This is a genomic window from Pseudomonas caspiana (assembly GCF_002158995.1).
GTDB lineage: Bacteria > Pseudomonadota > Gammaproteobacteria > Pseudomonadales > Pseudomonadaceae > Aquipseudomonas > Aquipseudomonas caspiana.
The window spans coordinates 25,037-45,331 of sequence record NZ_LOHF01000006.1 but is presented as its reverse complement, the minus strand read 5'-3'; the positions used below and the strand labels follow the sequence as shown (position 1 = coordinate 45,331).

The 20,295-nt window shown below is 56.8% G+C and carries 17 protein-coding genes and 1 pseudogene; 7 read left to right on the top strand and 11 right to left on the bottom strand.

The window, feature by feature from the left end; translation table 11 throughout:
* Positions 1-28: 28 nt before the first annotated feature.
* The 4 genes from AUC60_RS09505 to AUC60_RS09490 all read right to left on the bottom strand — a co-directional run bounded on the left by AUC60_RS09505 (position 29) and on the right by AUC60_RS09490 (position 3,988).
* Positions 29-823, bottom strand: a complete 795-nt coding sequence (locus AUC60_RS09505; RefSeq protein ID WP_087266112.1) for an ABC transporter permease — start codon at positions 821-823, stop codon at positions 29-31.
* On the bottom strand, positions 820-1,533 hold the full coding sequence (locus AUC60_RS09500) for an ABC transporter ATP-binding protein (RefSeq protein WP_405624407.1): 714 nt from the start codon (positions 1,531-1,533) through the stop codon (positions 820-822). The genes AUC60_RS09505 and AUC60_RS09500 overlap by 4 nt, the downstream gene beginning before the upstream one ends.
* Before the next feature lie 76 nt (positions 1,534-1,609).
* Positions 1,610-2,284 carry a response regulator transcription factor gene (locus AUC60_RS09495; RefSeq protein WP_087266110.1) on the bottom strand — a complete coding sequence of 225 codons (675 nt, stop codon included), beginning with the start codon at positions 2,282-2,284 and terminating at the stop codon, positions 1,610-1,612.
* A 63-nt stretch (positions 2,285-2,347) separates the two neighbouring features.
* Entirely contained in the window at positions 2,348-3,988 is a 1,641-nt protein-coding gene (locus tag AUC60_RS09490; protein WP_087266108.1) for a phosphoethanolamine transferase, read from the bottom strand.
* Positions 3,989-4,315: 327 nt separating this feature from the next.
* On the opposite strand from AUC60_RS09490, the gene pmrG reads away from it, so the two are divergent.
* From pmrG to AUC60_RS09465, 5 genes are all read left to right on the top strand, one after another.
* Positions 4,316-5,002: a lipopolysaccharide core heptose(II)-phosphate phosphatase PmrG gene (gene pmrG / locus AUC60_RS09485; RefSeq protein ID WP_087266106.1), complete on the top strand. Its 687-nt coding sequence runs from the start codon at positions 4,316-4,318 to the stop codon at positions 5,000-5,002.
* Entirely contained in the window at positions 5,002-5,871 is an 870-nt protein-coding gene (locus AUC60_RS09480; protein ID WP_087266104.1) for a phosphatase PAP2 family protein, read from the top strand. The genes pmrG and AUC60_RS09480 overlap by 1 nt, the downstream gene beginning before the upstream one ends.
* Before the next feature lie 12 nt (positions 5,872-5,883).
* Positions 5,884-6,633: a phosphatase PAP2 family protein gene (locus AUC60_RS09475; protein ID WP_087266102.1), complete on the top strand. Its 750-nt coding sequence runs from the start codon at positions 5,884-5,886 to the stop codon at positions 6,631-6,633.
* 11 nt (positions 6,634-6,644) lie between these two features.
* Complete coding sequence (locus AUC60_RS09470; RefSeq protein WP_087266388.1) at positions 6,645-7,007, top strand: hypothetical protein; 363 nt, start codon at positions 6,645-6,647, stop codon at positions 7,005-7,007.
* Between the two features lie 111 nt (positions 7,008-7,118).
* Positions 7,119-8,171, top strand: coding sequence for a hypothetical protein (locus tag AUC60_RS09465; RefSeq protein WP_087266100.1), 1,053 nt, complete (start codon positions 7,119-7,121; stop codon positions 8,169-8,171).
* 79 nt (positions 8,172-8,250) lie between these two features.
* Here AUC60_RS09465 and pcp read toward each other — a convergent pair whose 3' ends face one another.
* The 4 genes from pcp to AUC60_RS09445 all read right to left on the bottom strand — a co-directional run bounded on the left by pcp (position 8,251) and on the right by AUC60_RS09445 (position 13,192).
* Complete coding sequence (pcp, locus tag AUC60_RS09460) at positions 8,251-8,904, bottom strand: pyroglutamyl-peptidase I (RefSeq protein ID WP_238599547.1); 654 nt, start codon at positions 8,902-8,904, stop codon at positions 8,251-8,253.
* A 212-nt stretch (positions 8,905-9,116) separates the two neighbouring features.
* Positions 9,117-11,483 carry a TonB-dependent siderophore receptor gene (locus AUC60_RS09455; RefSeq protein WP_087266386.1) on the bottom strand — a complete coding sequence of 789 codons (2,367 nt, stop codon included), beginning with the start codon at positions 11,481-11,483 and terminating at the stop codon, positions 9,117-9,119.
* A gap of 245 nt (positions 11,484-11,728) precedes the next feature.
* On the bottom strand, positions 11,729-12,679 hold the full coding sequence (locus AUC60_RS09450; protein WP_087266096.1) for a FecR domain-containing protein: 951 nt from the start codon (positions 12,677-12,679) through the stop codon (positions 11,729-11,731).
* A gap of 3 nt (positions 12,680-12,682) precedes the next feature.
* Positions 12,683-13,192 (bottom strand): sigma-70 family RNA polymerase sigma factor, encoded by a 510-nt coding sequence (locus AUC60_RS09445; protein ID WP_087266094.1) that lies wholly within the window; start codon positions 13,190-13,192, stop codon positions 12,683-12,685.
* A 144-nt stretch (positions 13,193-13,336) separates the two neighbouring features.
* On the opposite strand from AUC60_RS09445, the pseudogene AUC60_RS09440 reads away from it, so the two are divergent.
* Positions 13,337-13,510, top strand: a pseudogene (locus AUC60_RS09440) (EAL domain-containing protein); the annotation flags it as partial.
* A gap of 66 nt (positions 13,511-13,576) precedes the next feature.
* Here AUC60_RS09440 and AUC60_RS09435 read toward each other — a convergent pair.
* From AUC60_RS09435 to AUC60_RS09425, 3 genes are all read right to left on the bottom strand, one after another.
* Complete coding sequence (locus tag AUC60_RS09435; protein WP_087266092.1) at positions 13,577-14,782, bottom strand: sugar transporter; 1,206 nt, start codon at positions 14,780-14,782, stop codon at positions 13,577-13,579.
* A 121-nt stretch (positions 14,783-14,903) separates the two neighbouring features.
* Positions 14,904-16,328, bottom strand: coding sequence for a sugar porter family MFS transporter (locus tag AUC60_RS09430; RefSeq protein WP_087266090.1), 1,425 nt, complete (start codon positions 16,326-16,328; stop codon positions 14,904-14,906).
* Between the two features lie 253 nt (positions 16,329-16,581).
* Positions 16,582-17,088: a GNAT family N-acetyltransferase gene (locus AUC60_RS09425; protein ID WP_405624414.1), complete on the bottom strand. Its 507-nt coding sequence runs from the start codon at positions 17,086-17,088 to the stop codon at positions 16,582-16,584.
* 254 nt (positions 17,089-17,342) lie between these two features.
* On the opposite strand from AUC60_RS09425, the gene AUC60_RS09420 reads away from it, so the two are divergent.
* The gene (locus AUC60_RS09420) at positions 17,343-20,183 is read left to right on the top strand and encodes a PAS domain-containing protein (protein ID WP_238599546.1); all 2,841 of its coding nucleotides are present in this window, start codon (positions 17,343-17,345) and stop codon (positions 20,181-20,183) included.
* The last annotated feature ends 112 nt before the right edge of the window (positions 20,184-20,295 follow it).

The window sequence follows — 20,295 nt, the reverse complement described above, 5'->3', positions numbered from 1 at the left end:
GGCGGTCTGTCAGCCTGGTGCGTCTCCATCAGACTCTATTGGTCAGCTTATGCATCATGAAGCGATGATCCGCCGAGAACAATCGGCGGTAGGTCAGCAATACCGCACACACCGTACCCAATGCCGAGGACGCCGCGATCAGGAACATGATCACGATCTGGTAACGCACGGCTTCGATGGGGGATTGTCCCGCCAGAACCTGCCCCGTCATCATGCCCGGCAAACTGACAATACCCACCACACTCATCTGATTCAGCGTCGGCGTCATGCCTGCCCGAACGGCTTGTCGTGCCGCCATTTGCGCCGCTTCCCAGCGTGAGCCGCCCAATGCCAGGATCATCTCCACGGTGCTGCGTCCCGATGACAGTTCCTGCATCATGCGCTCGATGCCCAGAGATACGCCGGTGAGGGTGTTGCCCAGGATCATTCCCAGAATCGGAATGGCGTACTGCGGTTCGTACCATGGCCGAATCTGGATGACCAGCAGCAGGCCAATCGCGGTCACCAGCCACGAGCTGCCCCATACTGAAACGATGCTGTCCACACGACGCCCGGCGTAGGTCCGCTTGCCTCGTCCGGCCGCTGAAACCCCCGCAATAAGCGTCATCAGGCACATCAGCGGCAGGACGACATACCAGTAGGCAAACTCGAATACCCAGCCGAGGATGTAACCGATAGCAAGCAGTTGAACCACCGTGCGGATCGAGGCCCAAATCAGTTGGCGTTCAAGGCCCAGTTTCATACCCAGAGACAACGCACCGTTGATCAGGATCAGGCACGCGGCGATGGCGATGTCCGCTGCGGACAAGCTTTGATAATTCATGGGTTACCCACCGCGCTTAGCACACCAGCGTGCATTTCAAGTCTGATATTGCTCATCCGCTGCGCCTGGTCGAGATCGTGTGATACCCAGATGTAGGCGCGCGTCTGCGCTGGCACATTGGTGAACCAGGTATTGACCAGTACTTCGACGTCTCGGGACGATTGAGGGTCAAGCGCGGCCGTAGGTTCGTCGAGCAGGATCACTTCGGGGTCTAGCTGAAGGGTTCGAATCAGCGCAACTACCTGGGCCTCACCTCCGGAAAGATCGTCCGCCGCTTTAAGCAGGAAGCTCTCTGGTTTTCCAGCCTGACGTAAAAGATCTTTGACCTTCTTTGCATCGAACTTCTGCTGTTTGAAGACATTCAGGCTGTAGGGGAAACGAAGGTTGTCTTCAACGCTGCCATCCATCAGCGATGGACGTTGGGCGATGTAGCAAACCCGGCTGCGGTAGCTGGGGATTTGCGCGGCTACAACGGGTTGGTCGTGCCAGAGCACTTCACCTGAACCGGGCGCATCCAGTAACGCCAGTGTACGTAAGAACACACTTTTGCCTGAGCCCGACGAGCCGGTTATCGCCACTCGGTCGCCGCCGTTCAAAGTGAAATTCACGGGATGGAGCAGTGCAGTAACTCCGTTCTGACCCTGGCGACTGAGTGCACAGGCTTCGATCAGTTTGGCGCCGTGAGGGTTCGGCAAGGCAGGGGAAGACAAAGACAAACTCCAGGCACATCACGTTAACGATCAAGTTTGCTGTTGCTTCGGGCTGAAATACAAGCAGCGTCGCTCCTTAGCGTGGCCCCTGCAGTTTGTAGCCCATGCCATGAACGGTATGTAACAAAGGGATATCGAACGGTTTATCGATGGTTTTGCGCAGCACATACAAGCTGGTGCGCAGGCTGTCGGAGTCAGGTGTATTGCTGCCCCAGACGGCTTGCTCGAACTCTTTGCGTTTGACCACCATCGGGCTTTTGCGCATCAACAATTCGAGAAGCACCATGTTGGTGGGGTTGAGCTTGAGCAATACTGCGCCTCGCCGGACTTCCAGCGAGTCCAGGTCATAGGTCAGGTCATGGATCTTGAGTACGTTTTTCTTCAGGCCGGTTGAGCGCCACGTGACCGCCTCTACCCGGGCATACAACTCTGAAAGCGCGAAAGGTTTGACGATGTAGTCGTCGGCGCCGACGTGGAAACCGGTCAAACGATCTTCCAGTTGGTCGCGGGCAGTCAGCATCAGAACCGGAACCTGCTGCCGGGCCTCCTCGCGCAGCTTTCGACAGAGCATATTGCCGTCCATCCCGGGCAGCATCAGGTCGAGAATGATTGCGTCGAAATTGCCCGTGGTTGCCAGATGCAGCCCTGTCAGCCCATCCAGCGCTCCAACAACTTCGCAGCCCTTGAGCGTGAAGTACTCTGAGACGTTGGCGAGAATATCTTTGTGGTCTTCGATAACAAGTATGCGCATCGGGCTCACATTATTGTGTGGTCCACCGGGACTGGCGTGTTTCTGTCCCGGACATGACGTTTATTATTTGTTGGCCAATACGCCGTCGGCAGTACCGTTTCTGCAACCGGCAAACATATCCAGCGACGGGTCGTAAACGTGAGTATGCACCTTCAACAGACCCAGCATTGAATGGAACAGGTTGTCCTGGCTCAAGGACGCGTTACGGGTTTGTTGCAGGCATCCCGTATCGAGGGCAAATGACCGCTGATAGCTATCAGAAAACCAGACCATCATCGGCACATGTTTTTGTTGGTCCGGGGCGAGCATGTAAGGCGTGCCGTGCAAGAACAGGTTGTATTCGCCCAGTGACTCACCATGGTCGGAAAGGTAAATCATCGCGGTGTCTACACTGGCCTGGTTACGACGCAGGATATCTATCAGGCTGGCCAATACATGATCGGTGTAGAGCAGGGTATTGTCATAGCCGTTCACGATACTTTCCCGACTGCACTTATCCAGCGCATTGCTTTCACAGACGGGGGTGAATTTCTCAAACTCCTTCGGATATCGTTTGAAGTATTCCGGGCCGTGGCTGCCCATTTGATGCAGTACCAGCACCGTGTCTTTGTCCAGGTGCTCAATGAAATTCTGCAGCCCCTGCAGCAGGATTTCATCCCTGCACTCACTGTCGGCGCACAGGCCAGGGTCTTTCAGGTTGCTGACATCCTGCAGCGTGACGCGGTCGCAGGTGCCTTTGCAGCCAGACTGGTTGTCACGCCAGATCACGTCTATTCCGGCACGTTTGAGCACGTCCAGCAAACCTTCTTCGGTTTTGGCTGTGGAGGCGTCGTAGTTCTTGCGCCCCATATTGGAAAACATGCACGGTACCGACACGGCTGTTTCAGTCCCGCAGGAGTGAACGTCCGTGAAGGCGATCACGCCTTGTTCTGCTCGCATCTGCGGAGTCGTATCCCGGTTATAACCGAGGATGCCGAAGTTCTCGGCGCGGGCACTTTCACCCACGACCAATACAGTAAGAGATTTGCGTGGCCGCTCTGCCCAGGCACTGTCCCGTGTGGCGTCTTCGCCCACTTTCATAAAGGGTTTTTGTGCGGTAACGACTTGTTCACGCAGGTAACCAATCGAGGCGCCGATGTAATTACTGGGCACGACCATCAAGCGTAACTCGTGGTGGTTGCGAAACAGCGATGACAATCCTTGATAGTTGAGCAATGCGACGCCGCCGATAACAGCAGCACAGCCGATACTGACCAGTGTCTTGCTGATGAGCTCGCGGGGCATCGGGCGATGGTTAATGGGGGTTTTCCACAACAGGAACGACGGCAACAGCCCAAGCAGCAAAATGTAAACGAACAGTTTAGGTGAAAGTAAATCCAACACCTCAGTTGCGTTGGTCTCAGCGAAGTTTCGTAACATGCCAGCGTCGATCAGTACCCCGTAACGGCTCATGAAATAAGCGACGCCCGCGCTGATCATGAATAAGGCGATTAACAGCGGTTTTAATGTTTTACGAAAGGCCAGTAACGTGAGCGTGATGTTGAACACACCAAACAACATGATGCCGAACGCCAAACGCAACATTGCGTTGTGGTCGGTGATGCTCACGAGGTGCTGCCACAGGGTGCTGTTGAATCCGAGCAACAAGAAGGCGCTGGCAAGCAGCGTCGCAACTTCTGGCCGTAGGGGTTTAATTTTAAACATGTGATTGCGCTTCACTTAATTAGGGAGGGCTCTCGGCTGGCTGAGCAGGCGTCTCCAATGGCGCAGACTCTAGGCAGGGAATCATCAAATTTTTGTGAAAAGCATGCCAATAAAAAGTGGGCGGTGGCATAGAACTTAATGCTAATTGTTAGCAACTGAACGGCGGCTGAATAACCGCTTTTTTTGCGCACTGTTTGCGACTTATTTTTCACATTGTTTTCACTGCTCTCCCACGTCGCTCAATTTAGGGTGCTGCTCATTGTACGGCGAACTTAAGGACGTAACGTCTGACGGTTGCCGTGAGGTTTTTTTTGCGGGAGCGATGGCGTGAGCACTACCTTGATCAATGAAACAGTTATTCCCGTTAAAAACTCTTTCGTCTCCATGTTCAGCCGCCGTTCAGTCATCGCCATAGCAGTGACTATTTTCGCCGTGGTATTAATAACCTGGTTTTGCCGTGCCACCCCGGTTGTGGATCTAAGTGTCAATAACAACTTTAATAATTCGAAATTGTATGAGCGCTGGATTCGGGGAGATGTGGTGGTCATGGTCCGACATGCAGAACGCTGTGATCGCTCTGCCAACCCATGCCTTGGCAGTGTTGACGGGATTACTGTGAGAGGCAGTCAGGCAGCGCGTGCAGTTGGCGTCGGCTTGCAGCAAATGGGTCTTGAGAACTCTCAGACCATTGCCAGCCCGCTCACCCGCACCCGCCAGACTGCTGACTTTATTCTGGGCCGGGTCGTGCCAACCCAAAGCTGGGTCAGCGATTGTATTAGTGGTTTCAGAGACTCGGTTCTGGCGCACAAAAAGCCTGCACAAAACCTGGTGCTGATTACTCACAGCGGTTGCATCGATCAGTTCGAGCGCAAGATGGGGGTGCGTGCCGGGGACCGTTCCAGTGATTACGCCCAGGCTGTGTTCGTTAACGTGGACGGTAAGCACGCTCCGAGCATCATCGGCTCAATGGACGCAACGCAGTGGAAAAACATGACCATCGGGCAGGTGAATTGATGAAGGCCTTGAGTGCTCGATCTGGTTTCTATTCCCGTTACCTGGGCTTGCCCTTGTTGTTGGCGTTGCTCACCTTTCTGGCTTTTGATCTGACGGATCTCGACCGGCTGTTCAGTAACCTGTTCTACGACCCTGCCGCAGGGGTTTTTCCCATCGGCCAAAGTCATCTTTTTGAAAAGGTGACTCACAAGTGGTCGCGGATTATTCCTGACTGGACGGGTGAGCTGGCAATCGTTGGTGCTTTGCTGTCGTTCATCTGGCCCTGTGTTGAGCGGTACCGTCAAACACTGCCTGGCCGATTGATCGCCCGCTCGCGAGTCGCAAGCCCGCTGAGGTTCCTGCAGCGCCATCGTCTGGATTTCTTTTTCGTCATCGTCGCCTTTGCGCTGAGTACCGGCCTGATTCATTACCTTAAAGGCCACACCAGTATTTATTGCCCTGTGGAAACAACGCTGTATGGCGGGAAAGAATTACATCAGGAATGGTTCGAGAACTTCACGTTCTGGCGTGAAGCAGGCGCTGGCCGTTGCTGGCCTGGGGGGCATGCTTCCAGCGCCTTCAGCCTGTTCGCCCTGTATTTCGTAGCACGGCGCTACCGTTGGCAGCACTCCAGGCTGTTGCTGGCTGGCGTGATTCTGTTGGGCCTCGTGTATGGCACGACGCGGGTTTTGCAGGGTTGGCACTACCTGTCACATACATTCTGGGCGGGCATTTTTGTCTGGCTGAGCACGTTCCTCGTGGCGCTGTTTTTCTATGGCCGCTCGGCATTGCAACAGCAGATCCGCATCAAACCAGAGCCTCAACTTGAACCGGCATCAATCAATCCGGCGCCTCATCACATAACAAGCACTGCATCTGTCATCCAATAACGGAACCTGTCCATGGCTATTGCACTACCACTTCGCGCATCGCGGCCTTTCAATTTTCGCCTCGCTCTTGGCATTCCGATCGTGTTGATGGGCTTGATGCTGCTGCTCGACCCGACTGCTCTGGATTTCTCCATCGCCCGGATGTTCTATGTGCCGGGAGAGGGTTTTATCGGACGTAGAAGTTACTGGCTGGAAAACATCCTGCATGACCGCGTTAAACAGGCGGTGATAGTGCTGTTTGTTCTACTGACGATTGCTTACCTGAGCAGCTGGTTTTCGTCGAAGCTCGCTGAGTGGCGTCGTCCATTGGGCTACACGGTTCTGGCGATGGCGTTGACCACTGCAATTGTTACTCCGCTCAAAGTGGTGACAGCAGTGCAATGCCCTTGGAGCCTGAGCGATTTCGGCGGCAGTGAGACTTACACGCCGCTGCTCAGCCACCGTCCGGAGACCTTAAAGCCCGGCCTCTGCTGGCCGGGCGGTCATGCGTCTACCGGTTTCTCGTTGTTGGCCTTGTTCTTTGCCTTGCGTGACCGCCATCTGAAAGGGGCGCGAGTCGCCTTAGGGGTCGCTCTGGGGTTGGGGGTGATTTTATCGGTAGGCCGGATGATGCAGGGGGCTCATTTCCTTTCCCATAACATCTGGACCTTACTCTTTGACTGGGTGATTTGTGTGCTCTGCTACCGCTGGATTCTCTACCGTCCGCAAGCACAGACATCGCTCAACCCTGGCTCTATAGAAGCGGCAGGCGGGAAGGGCTGAACATGAAGCTCATGCGAGTCTCGGGTGGACGTGCCGTTGCGGCGTCGTTGTTGCTGTCTGTCGCTGTGCTGGCAGGCTGTGAAAGCACCCGCGAGCGACTGCTTGCTCAGGGGTATCCCGCGCCGTATGCCAGTGGCTTTGAAGACGGTTGCGGCAGTGGTCGGCAAGCTGCCGGAGCCCTCGGCGAGTTTCGCAAGAACGTGCCCGTCTACCTGGAGGATCGCAAGTACGCCACGGGCTGGGATGATGGCTTCCGCCAGTGTCAGGCCAGTACCACTAGCGACTTCCAGCGCCATGTCGGCATCGACAGCCAGGCCGACCGGGACTGGCAGCACAGTAAGGACCAGGCGTGGAGCAGAGCGATCAGGCATTGAGGTCTCGCACGTAGAAAGGCTTGCGCGAGCGCGATCCTGATATTCGACAGAGTGATGGCTATTAAGTATCGTGCGCGCTTTTCCATGCCTGTCTGTATCAAGGATGAAACCATGCTGACGCCTCGTTTCCGTTTCTTTCGCGCCTTTGCGACGCTCGCATTGCTACCCGCCGTGCTGGCGGGCTGCAGTTTTCATGGCACCTACCCTGACGCCACAGCGCCTGATGCCGCCAGATTGCGATTCGTCGCCAACACCGAAAATGCCACGCTGGATTACTTCGACGGCGAGCATTGCACGGGGCAGAACACCGGGCTGCTTAACAATTTGTTCTCACGCGACACCGACCGCCGGGTGGGCATGAGCTTCGCGCCGCCCGCAGATGCGAAGGGCTATCTGGAGGTCAAGCTCGCGCCGGGCAAAGAGGCATACCTGCGGGTCAATACACTGGGTAGTTATTCAGTCTGTGGTGCGAGCTTCAATGTGATCCCCGAAGCCAATGCCGAGTATGAACTGACTTTCAAATCCATAGGCAGGCAGTGCTCTACGCTGCTGGAGCAAGTTAAAAGCGTCGGTGGCAAGGTGGTTCGCACGCCCGTGATGCTGGAAGACAAAGGTTTGCCTGCTTGTGACGGTAGTGGGCCTCTGTTCCCGAAAGCTTTCGCGCAGACCCCTCTGCGGGCGCAGTTGATTGAGCAGATCATGGATAACGCAACACCTGCGGCCATGAAGGACGATCCCGCGTATGCGAAGCGTCCACCCGTTGGTGAGCAGAAGCTCGATGAGATGATCGCGGAACGCAAGGCCAGGCTTGGCTTTATCATGCCGGACGATTACTGGACGCTTTACCGGGCAAACCTTGTCGCTTTCCAGGACGAAACCATCAGCAATGGTCCCAAGGCCTTGCAGCGCTATGACAGCGAATACCGGCGTCGGCTGCAGTACGTAAATGACCAGCAACTGGAAATGTGGGCAGAGCCTCAGGACAAATCAGGCAGACCCGCCAATGCCGCTGCTAACGCGCAGTACACCTCCATGCTGACGTACTATCTCAAGTCGCAAAGAGCACTGATGGTCGAGGCAATCAACCATCATCTTGAGCGCATGGCAAAAATGGATGAGCAGTACGGTGTGTGTAAGCGTTTCCCGGACTGCTGGAAGCAGTGATGCCGTTGGATTGCCGCTCACAATTGCGATATCGGCAGCGTTTTCGCAACGCCGCCGTTTATTCTTCCTTATCGCCCACTCAGTGCAACGCCCCCGCGCTGACCGCCACATCCTCCTTCACATCCAGTGCGGTGAGCACCATTTGCCGCAGGGCTGCGGTGACTTGCTCGGCGCTCATGCTGGGCGTTCCGGGAAAACGTGCCGCTTGTTGCGGCAAGTAGGGGATGTGCACAAAACCGGCGCGGACCATCGAGGAGTAGTCGCGCAGTAAGTGCATCAGGCCGTAGAACACGTGATTGCAGACAAATGTCCCGGCGGTTTGCGACACGCTGGCCGGGATACCGTTCTCGCGCAAAGCCAGCAACATGGCTTTGAGTGGAAGCGTAGAAAAATATGCCGCCGGGGCGTGTTCAACCACTGCGGTGTCGATGGGTTGCTGACCGGCGTTGTCCGCGATACGCGCATCATCCAGATTGATCGCCACGCGTTCCAGCGAGATATCCATGCGTCCACCCGCCTGACCTACAGCAATGACCAGCGAAGGGCGCAGGGCTTGTAGCGTCTGCTCAAGCACCTTCAGTGATCGTTGGAAAACACAGGGCAGTTGCCGGCTGACGATGTGGTAGCCAGGCGCAATCTCAACGCCATCCAGTGCCTTCACCGCTTCCCAGGCAGGGTTGATTGTTTCGCCGTCGAAGGGTTCGAAGCCGGTCAACAGGACAGTTTTGCTCACAGGGATTCCTTGGTCGGCGATTGAGGGAAACAGCGACTGTATCACCTCAATGTTTGGTGACCCCAGCGGCATTGAGGATTTCCATGGCCGGGCAACGTGCTGGTGAGCTTTATCAGCGTTTACACCAACACGTTCGAGTTACGTTTCGCGAGACTGGCGTCAACAGAATCCCGGTCAAGCGCCTCCCATTGCAGAAGGCGATCGTTCACGTATTACCAGGAATACTTCACGCTGCTAAGCAGGGTACGACGCAGGCCCGGATAGCATTCGTAGGAGTCATCACACGTGGCGACGTATTTCTCATCAAGCAGGTTTTGCGCATTAAGCGACACGGTCACGTTCTTGTTGACCGGGTAACTCACGCCAGCATCAAACAGTGTGTAGTTGTCGATGTGGAAGGTATTGGCGTTGTCGCCATACAACACACCTGTGTAACGGGCACTACCCCCGAGCATCAGGCCGTTGAGCATACTGTCGCGGAAGGTGTAGCTCAGCCAGGTTGAGGCCATGTGTTTAGGCACATTGGCGGGACGATTGCCTTCGTCGCCCCGGTTGCTCTTGGTGATCTTGGCGTTGGTGTAGGTATAAGCCGCGATCAGGTCCCAGTTCTGGTCCAGCTTGGCTCTGATTTCCGCTTCGATACCCCGCGATTGCTGCTCACCGGTCGCGACCGAAAAGCCGGTGCTGACGCCGTTGACCAGTTCGGCGGTCAACACGTTGGTCTTGGTCAGGTCGTAGGCCGCGAGGGTCATCAGGATGGCGTCGCTTGGCTGGTATTTCACCCCGACTTCCCACTGGTGCGCCTCGCTGGAATCGAAGCCTCTGTTGCTGCTGTCCAGACCGGTATTGGGTGCGAAGGATTCGGCGTAGCTGACGTACGGCGCGAGGCCGAATTCCGTGACATAAGTCAGACCCAGGCGACCGGTGAACGCGTTGTCCTTCTGGTTGGATGAGCCGTTGATATTGGCATGGTTGTCCAGATCGTTACGCACGTAGTCATAGCGACCGCCTGCGGTAAGAATCCAGTGATCGTCAAACTTGATCTGATCCTGAACGTAAGCACCGATCTGTTCGATGTTCTGGTCGTAGTTGATCGAGTTGATGCTGTTGGCTTGTGTTGGCCGGGTAACGGGCTGGCCATAAATCGGGTTATAGATGTTCAGGTTCGGCCCCTGAATACGCCACCGGGTAATGTCGGCTTCCTGCCAGGTGTAATCGACGCCCATCAACAGCTTGTGGCTCAGCGACCCGGTGTCGAAGTCCGCCTGCAACTGGTTGTCCAGAGCAAAGGTGTTCATGTGCTGATCGAAGCGATCGGCCCCGCGAATCGTTTCGCCGGTGGTGGTATCGACGCTGAACGGCAGCAGGTTCTGAAAGATCACATCCACCTGACCGTAGCGTGCGTTCTGGCGAAATTCCCACGTGTCGTCGAAGCGATGGCGGAACTCGTAGCCGAAGCTGTATTGATCCTGATTCAGATGGTTGAAGCTGTGGTCGCCCATCAATGTGTTGGTCGTGTGACCGTTCGGCGTGCTGTAAGCAAACAGCGATCCGCCGTTGCGGTCCTGCATGAAATCGCTGAGCAGGGTCAGGCTGGTGTCTTCGTTTGGCGCCCAGGTGAAGGATGGCGCGATGTACAGATGGTCATCTTTCAACTCGTGCCCATCGGCGTAATCCACCTGAGTATTGGCATCACGCACCGAACCGACCACGCGATAGAGCAAGTGTTGTTCGTCATCCAGTGCGCCGCCGAGATCGAACTGACCCTGGCGACGATCATTATTGCCTGCCGATAACTGCACTTCGTTGACGTGGTTGGCTTCAGGTTTTTTGCTGACGCGGTTGATGATGCCGCCCGCGTCGCCTTGGCCGAACAGGGTCGAAGAGGGGCCTTTGACGACATCAATACGGTCATAGCCATAAGGGTCGCTGCGGAAAAACGCGTAGCTGTTGTTCTGTTGACGCAGGCCGTTGAGATAGTCGCTGGTGGACTGGCCGTTGAAGCCGCGAATGAACAGCCAGTCAAAACCCTTAGGATCCAGGCCGTAGCCTTCGACTTTTACGCCGGGTACATAGCGCAGTGCTTCGGTTACCGTTTGAGCGCCCTGATCCTGTATCTGCTTGCGCGTGACAACTGAGATCGATTGCGGCACTTCGATGATCGGCGTATCGGTTTTGGTGCCCGCAGCAGTCCGGGTAGCCACGTAGCTGTCTACAGGACCTGCTGCAGTTTCAGCGGCCTTGCCGGAAATACTGGTCGCCTCCAGTTGCACGGTTGAGGCGTCGCCGATCACCGGCACCAGCGAGTAGCTGCCGTTTGCGTGAGGCAATGCCTGCAGCTTGCTGCCGACCAGCAGTTGCCGCAGACCTGCCGCCACGGTGTAGCGGCCATGCAATCCAGGAGATGTTTTGCCCCGGGCTACACCGGGTTCGAAGGAAACGGTTACGCCCGCAGTGGCGGCAAACTGCTCCAGTGCCGAGCTGACCGAGCCTGCCGGAATGTTGAACTCAGTTTCAGGGCTGGTCTGGGCCCAGGCGGGCGCTGCGGTCATCACGGCCGTAGACGTCACCCCCAGCATGATGCTGAACAATGCAAAGTGGACAGCCCGCGCCAATACTCTGGGCGGCGTCTGGATTGACGGGGTGTTGATTCGAGAGATTCCAGTAATTGGCGTGCGCGCTGACATGCGGGTTCCTTTTCGTCCTGTTGCGATGATGGAGGCGTCTGTTGCGCCTCTATCTACAAAGTCGAACGAGAACAGGAATCAACAACCCCGTGACCGATATTTTTTTATGTCGTGGCGTTGTTCGCCTGCGACGGGTCTCAAACGGGCTCAACGCTCGCCCAGTAGCGAGTGAAATGACGAATGCGGACCGGTAGGGTAGTGGTCAGATTTTCCAGGACGGTATCGGTATTGCCGAGGTGAAAAGCGCCTGAGATTCGCAAGGCTGCGATAGCCGGATCGCAGCCGAGATGGCCGCTTCGATAACGCTGCAGCTCGGCAATGAAATCCCCCAGCCGCCAGTCATTGACTACCAACATGCCACGGGTCCACGCGTCGGCCTGCAGGTCCGCCGACTGCAGCGCGCCGAGCCCGGTGTCGCTGAAACTCAACTGCTGGCCAGTGTCCACGCGTACCGCCTCAGTGGAGCTCGCGCGACGCACCTCTACTGCATGCTCCAGCACGCAAACCCGGGTTTGCCTGTCTTCTTGCCGGACGATAAAACGGGTGCCAAGGGCTCGGATGCTACCTTCATGGGTGTGCACGATAAACGGCCGGGCCAGAGTATCCCGGGCGGTTTCGATGAGGATCTCGCCGCCAAGCAGGCTTAGCTCCCGTAACTGCGCACTGTAGTGAATATCCACGGCCGTAGCGGTGTTCAGTTGCAACTGGCTGCCATCGTCCAGGCGCACACGTCGACGTTCTCCCGCGCCGGTCCGCTGATCAGCCATCAGGTTTGGCAATGGAGTGGTTTGCCATGCAACTCCACCCGCGGCACTTGCGGCCAGCAGAATCGACAGGACTTTGAGCACGTCACGCCGTTTGGCGCGGGCCCGGTTCAATGTCGGTCGTGCGATGCCGGGGGTGACCAGGTCAAATTTTTCCTGCAATCGCCCCAGCCGTTCCCAGGCTTGCTGATGGCTGGGGTCACACTCAAGCCAGCTACGATGAGCCTCACGAGTAGCGTCGTTCAGTTCCTCGCAATGCAGGTCTACATACCAGCGAGCGGCGGCTTCAAGGGTAGCGCGGTCTGGCGAACGAGCGACGACCACGTCTTAATCCTCGACCGACAGCAGACAATGAGTCAGCGCGCGAGCGGCATGCTTTTTCACTGTATTCACCGAGACCTTCAATTGCCGACTGATCTCTACGTAGCTCAGACCGTCCAACTGCGCCATGAGAAAGATCTCACGGGTACGGCTGCCGAGACCATCCAGCAGGCGATCGATTTCCACCAGTGTTTCGATGATCAGCAAGCGGGTTTCGGGTGAGATATCGAGCAGTTCCGGACGCGCAGCGAGGGTTTCCAGGTAGGCCTGCTCCAGCGCCCGACGCCGGAAACTGTCGATCATCAGGCTGCGCGCTACCGTGCTCAGATAGGCACGAGGCTCTCGCAACTCCGGCCCTTTACGTTGCGTCAGGACCCGAATAAAAGTGTCCTGGGCCAGGTCCGCAGCATGATCGACACAGCCAAGACGCTTGCGCAACCACGCGCAGAGCCAGCGATGGTGATCCACATACAGCGTATGCACCGCTTGTTGCAGCGACGAGTCGGCGGAGGACATGGTGGGAACCTGAAATTAATTAATTGGTAATGACTCTCATTTTCATAGTTGTAACGAGGTTTGGCAAGCCCGGCCTGTGTTTAGGAGACAAGGCCGCCTTGGAGGGGGGCAGTTGCGAGACGCAGCGTTGGAGGCTTCGAAAAAGATGAAAATATCCGGACCTTGCGCGAGCTGACGGCGGGGCGTGGTATTCCGCTGGATGACTTCGGTGCCGGCTATTCCTCACCGGGTTACTTGCGCTCGTTCCCGTTTGACCGCATCAGGATCGACAAGTCGTTCATCTGCGACATGGCCGAGAGCCGGGAGGCGCTTTCGCTTTTTGTTCGGCCCCCCGGTGTCTGCCACCGAGCGGCTCAAACAGGCGTTCGTCGATGCGTGCCAGGTTTAGTGCATGATCTCCACGTTGCCTGGCAACGGCTCCGCATCGCCATAACGTTTGCTGGTCACCCGGCTTATGACCAGTGCGCAAAGGGCCAGGAAGCCGCCGACAAATCCGACCCATGCCGACCCCAGGTGATGCACCACGATGCTGCCCAGCAACGCACCGGCGCCGATGCCGACGTTGTAGATAGCCGAGTGCATGGCGGACGCTACGTCGGTGGCGTCCGGTGCCAGCTGGATTACTTGTGACTGCATCAGAATCCCGAAGCACAACATGGCCAGGCCCCATAGCGCGAACACTACGACCAGTGTGTAAACACTCCAGGACGCCCAGAGCATCAGGGTCAGACAAATGCACAGTGAGCCGATGGCCAGCGTGGTCAAGTGGTTCGCGAAGCGGGTGTACAGCGCGTTGAAAAAGATTGACCCCATCAAACCGGCCAGACCGAAGAGCAACAACATCCAGGTGGTCGTCTGTTCGCTGAAACCCGCTACCGACTGCACAAAGGCTTCGATATAGGTGTAGGCGGTGAAGTTGGCCGTCACCACCAACGCCGTCACGCAATAAAGCGAAACCAGCGCCGGGCGTTTGAACAGAATCGGCAGGCTTTTCAGGCTGCCGCTGTTTTGACTGGGAAGCAGTGGCAGCTTCTTGGCCAGCAGAAACCAGATCAGGGCGGCGACTACGGCGATGGTCGCAAATGTCGCTCGCCAGCCCATGCTTTCACCGAGTACCCGGCCGATAGGGATCCCCAGCACCATTGCCAGAGAAGCGCCCATCGCCAGCAGGCTCAAAGCCCGTGCCCGATTGCCACCTGGTGCCAGTCGAACCGCAAGCGAAGCGGTGACCGACCAGAATACGGCGTGTGCCAGCGCGATACCGATCCGGCTGATAACCACCAGTGTGAAGTTGGGGGCCAGACTGAGCGCGATATGGCTCACGATCAAGGTGCCAATGGCCACCTTGAGTAGTAGTCGTCGCTCCACGTTGCGAGTCAGCAACATCATCGGCAGTGACATGAGTGAAACGGTCCAGGCATAGACCGTAAGCATCGGGCCGACTTGAGCGGCGGTCATGTCGAAGCTGCTGCCGATGGCAAACAGCAGACCCACCGGAGCAAACTCGGTGGTGATGAAGATGAAAGCCGCTACTGCCAGTGCGCCTACACTGATCCAGCTGGTCTGTTGGGTGTCGGCAGAGGTACTCATGAATCCTCGCAAAAAAATTGGCGGACGCTTGAGCGTTCGAGCGTCCGCCGGGTGTATTTCCAAGCTATCGGGCCCTTTGGGCCTGCAAGCTCCCGGGATTAGAGCAGCAGGCCTGAGGCGTTTACAGCTCTTTTTTCATGTGCTTCTCGATTTGCTCCAGCGATTTGCCTTTGGTTTCCGGCAAGCAGAAGAACACGAACAGTAAAGAGCCAACGTTGATAACCGCGAAGACGAAAAACGTAGGGTTGCCCAGCGTGTCCAGCGCCATCGGGAACAGGAATGCGACTGCGGCGTTGAACAGCCATTGCATCGACACCGCCGTGCCAGTCAGCAGACCGCGAATCTGCGAAGGGAACAGCTCAGACATGAGCAGCCAGTAGACCGGCGAAATGCACATTTGCATGAACAGCAGGAACAGCAGGATGCAGGCAAGGGCTGCATAACTCTGGGTCAGATTCTGCGGCATGAACTGCAACACGCAGCCCAGTGCAACCTGCGCCAGAATCACCGCGACCAGCCCGGCCATCAGCAAATGCCGACGCCCATAACGGCCGATAGCCCAGATGCCCAGCAACGTGGCGATCACCGAAACGACACCGTTACCGATGGTCGCCGTCAGGGCTGCGTTGGTGCCCATGCCGGTCGTCTTGAGGATAATCGGCGTGTAGTACATGAAGGCGTTCACGCCAGTGAACTGGGCGGTGAAACCCAGGCCGATGCCGATCAGCAGAAGTTTGATTACCCAGCTCTGACGCAATAATTCGGAGAGAGGCGGACGCTTGCGGGCGTGCTCTTTCTGCGACTTCATCTCCTCGACTTCGCGCTTTGCCTCCTCAGGCGTATCGCGCAGCTTTTCCAGCACATCCTGCGCATCATCAAAGCGTCCTTTGGCGGCCAGCCAATGCGGGGAGGGCGGGACAAAGAAGGTGCCGATCAGCAGTAACAGGCCGGGCAGCATGGCGATGGCCAGCATGTAGCGCCAGATATGCGATGAACTCAACAATGCCGCCATCAACGCGCTGAGAACGTAGGCCAGCAATTGCCCGCTAACGATCATCAATTCGTTACGACTGACCAGTCGGCCGCGTTTTTTCGGACCGGCAATTTCCGCAATGAACACCGGGACCGTGGCTGAGCCGCCGCCGACGGCGATGCCCAGCAGGAAGCGTGCAGCAACCATGAACGGAATGGACGGCGCGATGGCGGTACCCAGGGCACCGGCAATGAACAGCAGGGACAGCAAGCGCAGTGTCACGCGTCGACCGAAACGGTCAGACAAATAACCGCTGGCCAGTGAGCCGAACGCTGCGCCGACAATCAGCGAGGACGTGATCAGTCCTTCAGTGAAGGCATTGAGCCCCAGTCCACCCTGATCAACGGGAAGCGTCATGAAGGGCAGCGCACCGGCGATGATGCCCGTGTCATAGCCGAACGCCAGAGCGCCCATAGTGGCGACGAGTACCGAGATAAATACCAACCTGCGAGCCGAAACCCGTTGCCCGTCTTTATCGCTATGCACAGGGGCAGAGGTAGTGTTTGAGGACATGAACTGCAAATCCTTGGATTGAACGATGGGGCGGCCGGGAAGGGGGATCCGGTGCTTCATTGGCTTATCGGGACGACGCCCTGCCAGACCGCTGGCTTGAAGGCTTAGGGGATGGCCAGTCGGGCGAGTTCCGTAAAAACCTGAAACATATTGAATGAAAGGTTAATCGTTTCAGCGTCAAGGATTGCCGGGCGAGTCTCTGGATACCATTAATTGCACTGGTTTCGCCCGGAAGATAAGCCAGAAGCTCCGTTCACGGACGAATACGCGCCATGGTCAGGGCATCGCTGAACTGACCATCGCGCACGGCATAGTCACGCAGCAGCCCTTCGGTTTCGAAGCCCAGCTTCTCGTAAAGAATCACCGCTGCCTGATTGTCCGAATAAACCGTCAACTCGACACGGCGCAGTTTCATCCAGTTATCGGCGATATCCAGTAACGCGTTCAAAAGCTGTTTACCGATCCCCCGGCCTTGCCAGTCCTGGGCGACGGCCATACCAATCGAGCCGCAATGGCTGCGACGAATACGGGAAAATTGCTCGAGAGAACCTTGCCCAACGACAGTCCCTTCGTGCAAAGCCACAAGACTGACCAAGCGTTCATTGCTGGCGTCCAGGCGTTTGCGCCAGATGTCAGGGGATTGGAAAGGCATTTGCAGCACCTGCCGGGCGACTGCGGGTACGTTGTACAGCGCAGTGACACCTTCGGCGTGTGCCTCGGTAAAACGCTCGAGAACGATGGCTGAGGACGGGGCGCGCATTGGCATTCATTCCTTAAGTGCGGGTGCGGCCCGTCAGTATATGGCAGCCTTGTGTCGCAACGCTTGTGTGAGTCGGGGCAGAGCGCGCAGAACGATCTGGCGTCCCGGGAGTCAATCGGTGTGCGACAAGTGATCGCACGCACAAACGTTTCGTGCTGGTTGCCACTTGTTCGCTAGCACTCCAGAATCAGCGGTCATGTTCCGCTGATGCGGCCGATCATCCTCGTCCTGTGACGCCCCAGTAGTAAATGCCCATGCCTTCTCTCATCAGCCCGGCTTCACGCATCCTCCCCGGCGGAGAGACGGGCGCTGCCATTCGATCCATCGATTGGTCTGCGACCCCCCTTGGACCCATGGAGCAGTGGCCTGCGACCATTCGCTCGACCTTGAGCGTGATGCTCAACTCGCCGGAAAGCCTTTATCTGATCTGGGGCAAGGATCTCAACTTCTTCTTCAACGATGCTTACCGGCCTATTCTCGGCCCACGACTGGACGGTGCTTTGGGGCAAAGCATAACCACGCTATGGGCCGACGCATGGGAACAGGTGCGACCACTGGTGGAGTTGGCGTTCGCTGGTCAGGCCAGCCGCTATGAAAACCAGCCCATCAGCATGGCTCGGTATGGGGTAGAGGAGCAGACCTGGTGGACATTCTCGTTTTCGCCGGTTTACGACGAGCGCGAAGAGTCTGTATTGGGTGTGTTGTGCCATACCGTCGAAACAACGCATTCAGTGCGTGTAGACCAGCAACTCCAATCCAGCGATGAACGTTATCGCGCACTGTTCAGCAGTATTGATATCGGCTTTTGCGTACTCGAGGTTTCGTATGCAGATGATGCGTTGTCGGACTGTCATTTCGTTGAGGTAAATGCTGCTTTTGAGGGCATGACTGAACTCAAACAGCGCATCGTTCATGGCATGCGGGACATCGCCGAAGGTCGCCCGGTGCCATGGTTTGAAGCCTATGCGCGAGTGGTGTTGAGTGGCGATCCGATAGGATTCAATGCGCCTGCCGTCGCCTTGGGCAGGCGCTGGTATGAAATTTACGCCTACAAAGTCGATGAGTATGCCGATAACCGAATTGCGATGCTGTTCAAGGACGTGACTGAGGCCCGGCGTATCGAGTCGTCATTGCGTGATACCGAAGAATTCAACAGTCGCGTACTGGCCAGCAGCAATGATTGCATCAAGGTCATCGACCTGGAAGGCAAGCTGTCGTTCATGAGCGAGGGCGGCATGCGTGTTATGGAAATCGGTGATTTCAATGCCGTGCGTGGCTGCCCGTGGCCAGACTTCTGGCAGGATCAAGGGCATCTTGACGCCAAGGCTGCCATCGCCAATGCCAAAGCAGGACTGGCAGGTCGCTTTCAGGGGTTTGCCAATACCTATATGGGCACCCCGAAGTGGTGGGATGTTCAGGTTACGCCGATGTTCGATGCGGCAGGTGCTGTGGAAAAAATCCTCTGTATTTCCCGCGATATCACTGCAACCCGCGCTGCCGAAGAAAATCTGCGCAAGCTCAATGCCACGCTGGAAGAGCGGGTCGAGGCCCGCACGCAGGATCGTGACCGGATCTGGCGGTTGTCTACGGACCTGATGCTGATCGCCGGTTTCGCTGGCGATATCGTCGCGGTCAATCCTGCGTGGACGCAGGTGCTGGGCTGGTCCGACGACGAACTGGTGGGCAAGTCGTTCCTGGATTTTCTGCACCCTGAAGACGATGTGATCACGGCTGCCGCTGCTGCCGATTTGTCTCGAGGCATCAGCTTCTCCAGTTTCGAGAATCGCTATTTGCACAAAGACGGTTCATATCGCTGGATAGCCTGGGCGGCAGTGCCGGATCAGTCCTACATCCATGCCGTAGGTCGCGATGTACAGGTTGAGCGTGAGGCTGCCGAAACCTTGCGCCGCACAGAAGCTGCACTACGCCAGTCGCAAAAGATGGAAGCCGTTGGGCAATTGACCGGTGGCGTGGCTCACGACTTCAATAACCTGATGACCGTAGTCAAGGCATCAACGGATCTACTCAAGCGTAATCTGGATGAGGAGCGACGTCGCCGCTACATCGACGCCATTTCCGATGCAGTTGACCGGGCAAGCAAATTGACCGGGCAATTGCTGGCGTTCTCCCGCCAACAAACCCTGCGTCCTGAAGTTTTTGAGGTAGGCAAGAGCGTTCGTGCTATTGGCGAGATGATCGGTTCGCTGACCGGAGCGCGGATCAAGGTGCTGGTCGAGCTTCCTGCGCAGCCGTGCTATATCAATGCCGATGCCGGGCAGTTCGATACGGCGCTGATTAACATGGCGGTCAACGCACGGGATGCCATGAACGGTGAGGGCACGCTGAGAATTTTTGTCGAGCCAGTACAGCAAATTCCTGCGCGCCGCACCCATACAGAGCTAGTAGGTGATTATGTGGCGGTGTCGCTGATCGATACTGGATCGGGGATTGCGCCAGACCAACTGGACCGAATTTTTGATCCGTTCTTCACCACCAAAGACGTTGGCAAAGGCACGGGACTTGGGTTATCTCAGGTGTTTGGCTTTGCCAAACAATCTGGCGGCGAAGTCGTGGTGGAAAGTGAGATGGGCAAAGGCAGCCAGTTCACGCTCTACCTGCCGCGATCAGTGGCCACGTCGAGTGCCGAATATGCCGCGATGGAGGTGGAGCTTCAAACCAGTGGTGAGGGTGCCTGCTTGCTGGTGGTTGAGGACAATCCTGCGATCGGTGAGTTTTCCAGCCAGACGTTGCGGGAGTTGGGGTACGACATCCACTGGGCCAGGAATGCAGTTGATGCTCTGGCGGTATTGGCGGAACGAGCCGATACCTTCGACGCAGTGTTTTCCGATGTTGTGATGCCGGGTATGAATGGCGTAGAGCTGGCTCTTGAAGTGCAGCGTTTGTACCCGAAGCTGCCGATCGTTTTGACCAGTGGTTACAGTCCTGCTTTGGCTCAGGGTAATTCCCAGGGATTTACCTTCCTGCAGAAGCCCTATTCGGTTGAAGCACTGGCTCGACTGCTGCGTAATGAGATCAGCGCACGTGTAACACCGACTGTTTCCGGCACTGCCCAAGGCAGTGAGCGCCAAGCCTGAGCAAACTGCAATCTGGACGCTGTCGTTACCTGCGATAAAACCGCAGTCGTAATCAGCGCAGTCGTGTGGACATCCTCGAAGGTAATGAGGCCAGCGATGGCCCAGCTCCAGA

What these genes read in the sequence shown, in the direction of transcription:
- AUC60_RS09435 (WP_087266092.1), bottom strand. Translation starts at nt 14,782, where the DNA reads ATGAGTACCTCTGCCGACACCCAACAGACCAGCTGGATCAGTGTAGGC.
- AUC60_RS09505 (WP_087266112.1), bottom strand. Translation starts at nt 823, where the DNA reads ATGAATTATCAAAGCTTGTCCGCAGCGGACATCGCCATCGCCGCGTGC.
- AUC60_RS09445 (WP_087266094.1), bottom strand. Translation starts at nt 13,192, where the DNA reads ATGTCCTCCGCCGACTCGTCGCTGCAACAAGCGGTGCATACGCTGTAT.
- AUC60_RS09455 (WP_087266386.1), bottom strand. Translation starts at nt 11,483, where the DNA reads ATGCTGGGGGTGACGTCTACGGCCGTGATGACCGCAGCGCCCGCCTGG.
- AUC60_RS09480 (WP_087266104.1), top strand. Translation starts at nt 5,002, where the DNA reads ATGAAGGCCTTGAGTGCTCGATCTGGTTTCTATTCCCGTTACCTGGGC.
- AUC60_RS09470 (WP_087266388.1), top strand. Translation starts at nt 6,645, where the DNA reads ATGCGAGTCTCGGGTGGACGTGCCGTTGCGGCGTCGTTGTTGCTGTCT.
- AUC60_RS09495 (WP_087266110.1), bottom strand. Translation starts at nt 2,284, where the DNA reads ATGCGCATACTTGTTATCGAAGACCACAAAGATATTCTCGCCAACGTC.
- AUC60_RS09430 (WP_087266090.1), bottom strand. Translation starts at nt 16,328, where the DNA reads ATGTCCTCAAACACTACCTCTGCCCCTGTGCATAGCGATAAAGACGGG.
- AUC60_RS09420 (WP_238599546.1), top strand. Translation starts at nt 17,343, where the DNA reads ATGCCTTCTCTCATCAGCCCGGCTTCACGCATCCTCCCCGGCGGAGAG.
- AUC60_RS09425 (WP_405624414.1), bottom strand. Translation starts at nt 17,088, where the DNA reads ATGCGCGCCCCGTCCTCAGCCATCGTTCTCGAGCGTTTTACCGAGGCA.
- AUC60_RS09475 (WP_087266102.1), top strand. Translation starts at nt 5,884, where the DNA reads ATGGCTATTGCACTACCACTTCGCGCATCGCGGCCTTTCAATTTTCGC.
- AUC60_RS09465 (WP_087266100.1), top strand. Translation starts at nt 7,119, where the DNA reads ATGCTGACGCCTCGTTTCCGTTTCTTTCGCGCCTTTGCGACGCTCGCA.
- AUC60_RS09490 (WP_087266108.1), bottom strand. Translation starts at nt 3,988, where the DNA reads ATGTTTAAAATTAAACCCCTACGGCCAGAAGTTGCGACGCTGCTTGCC.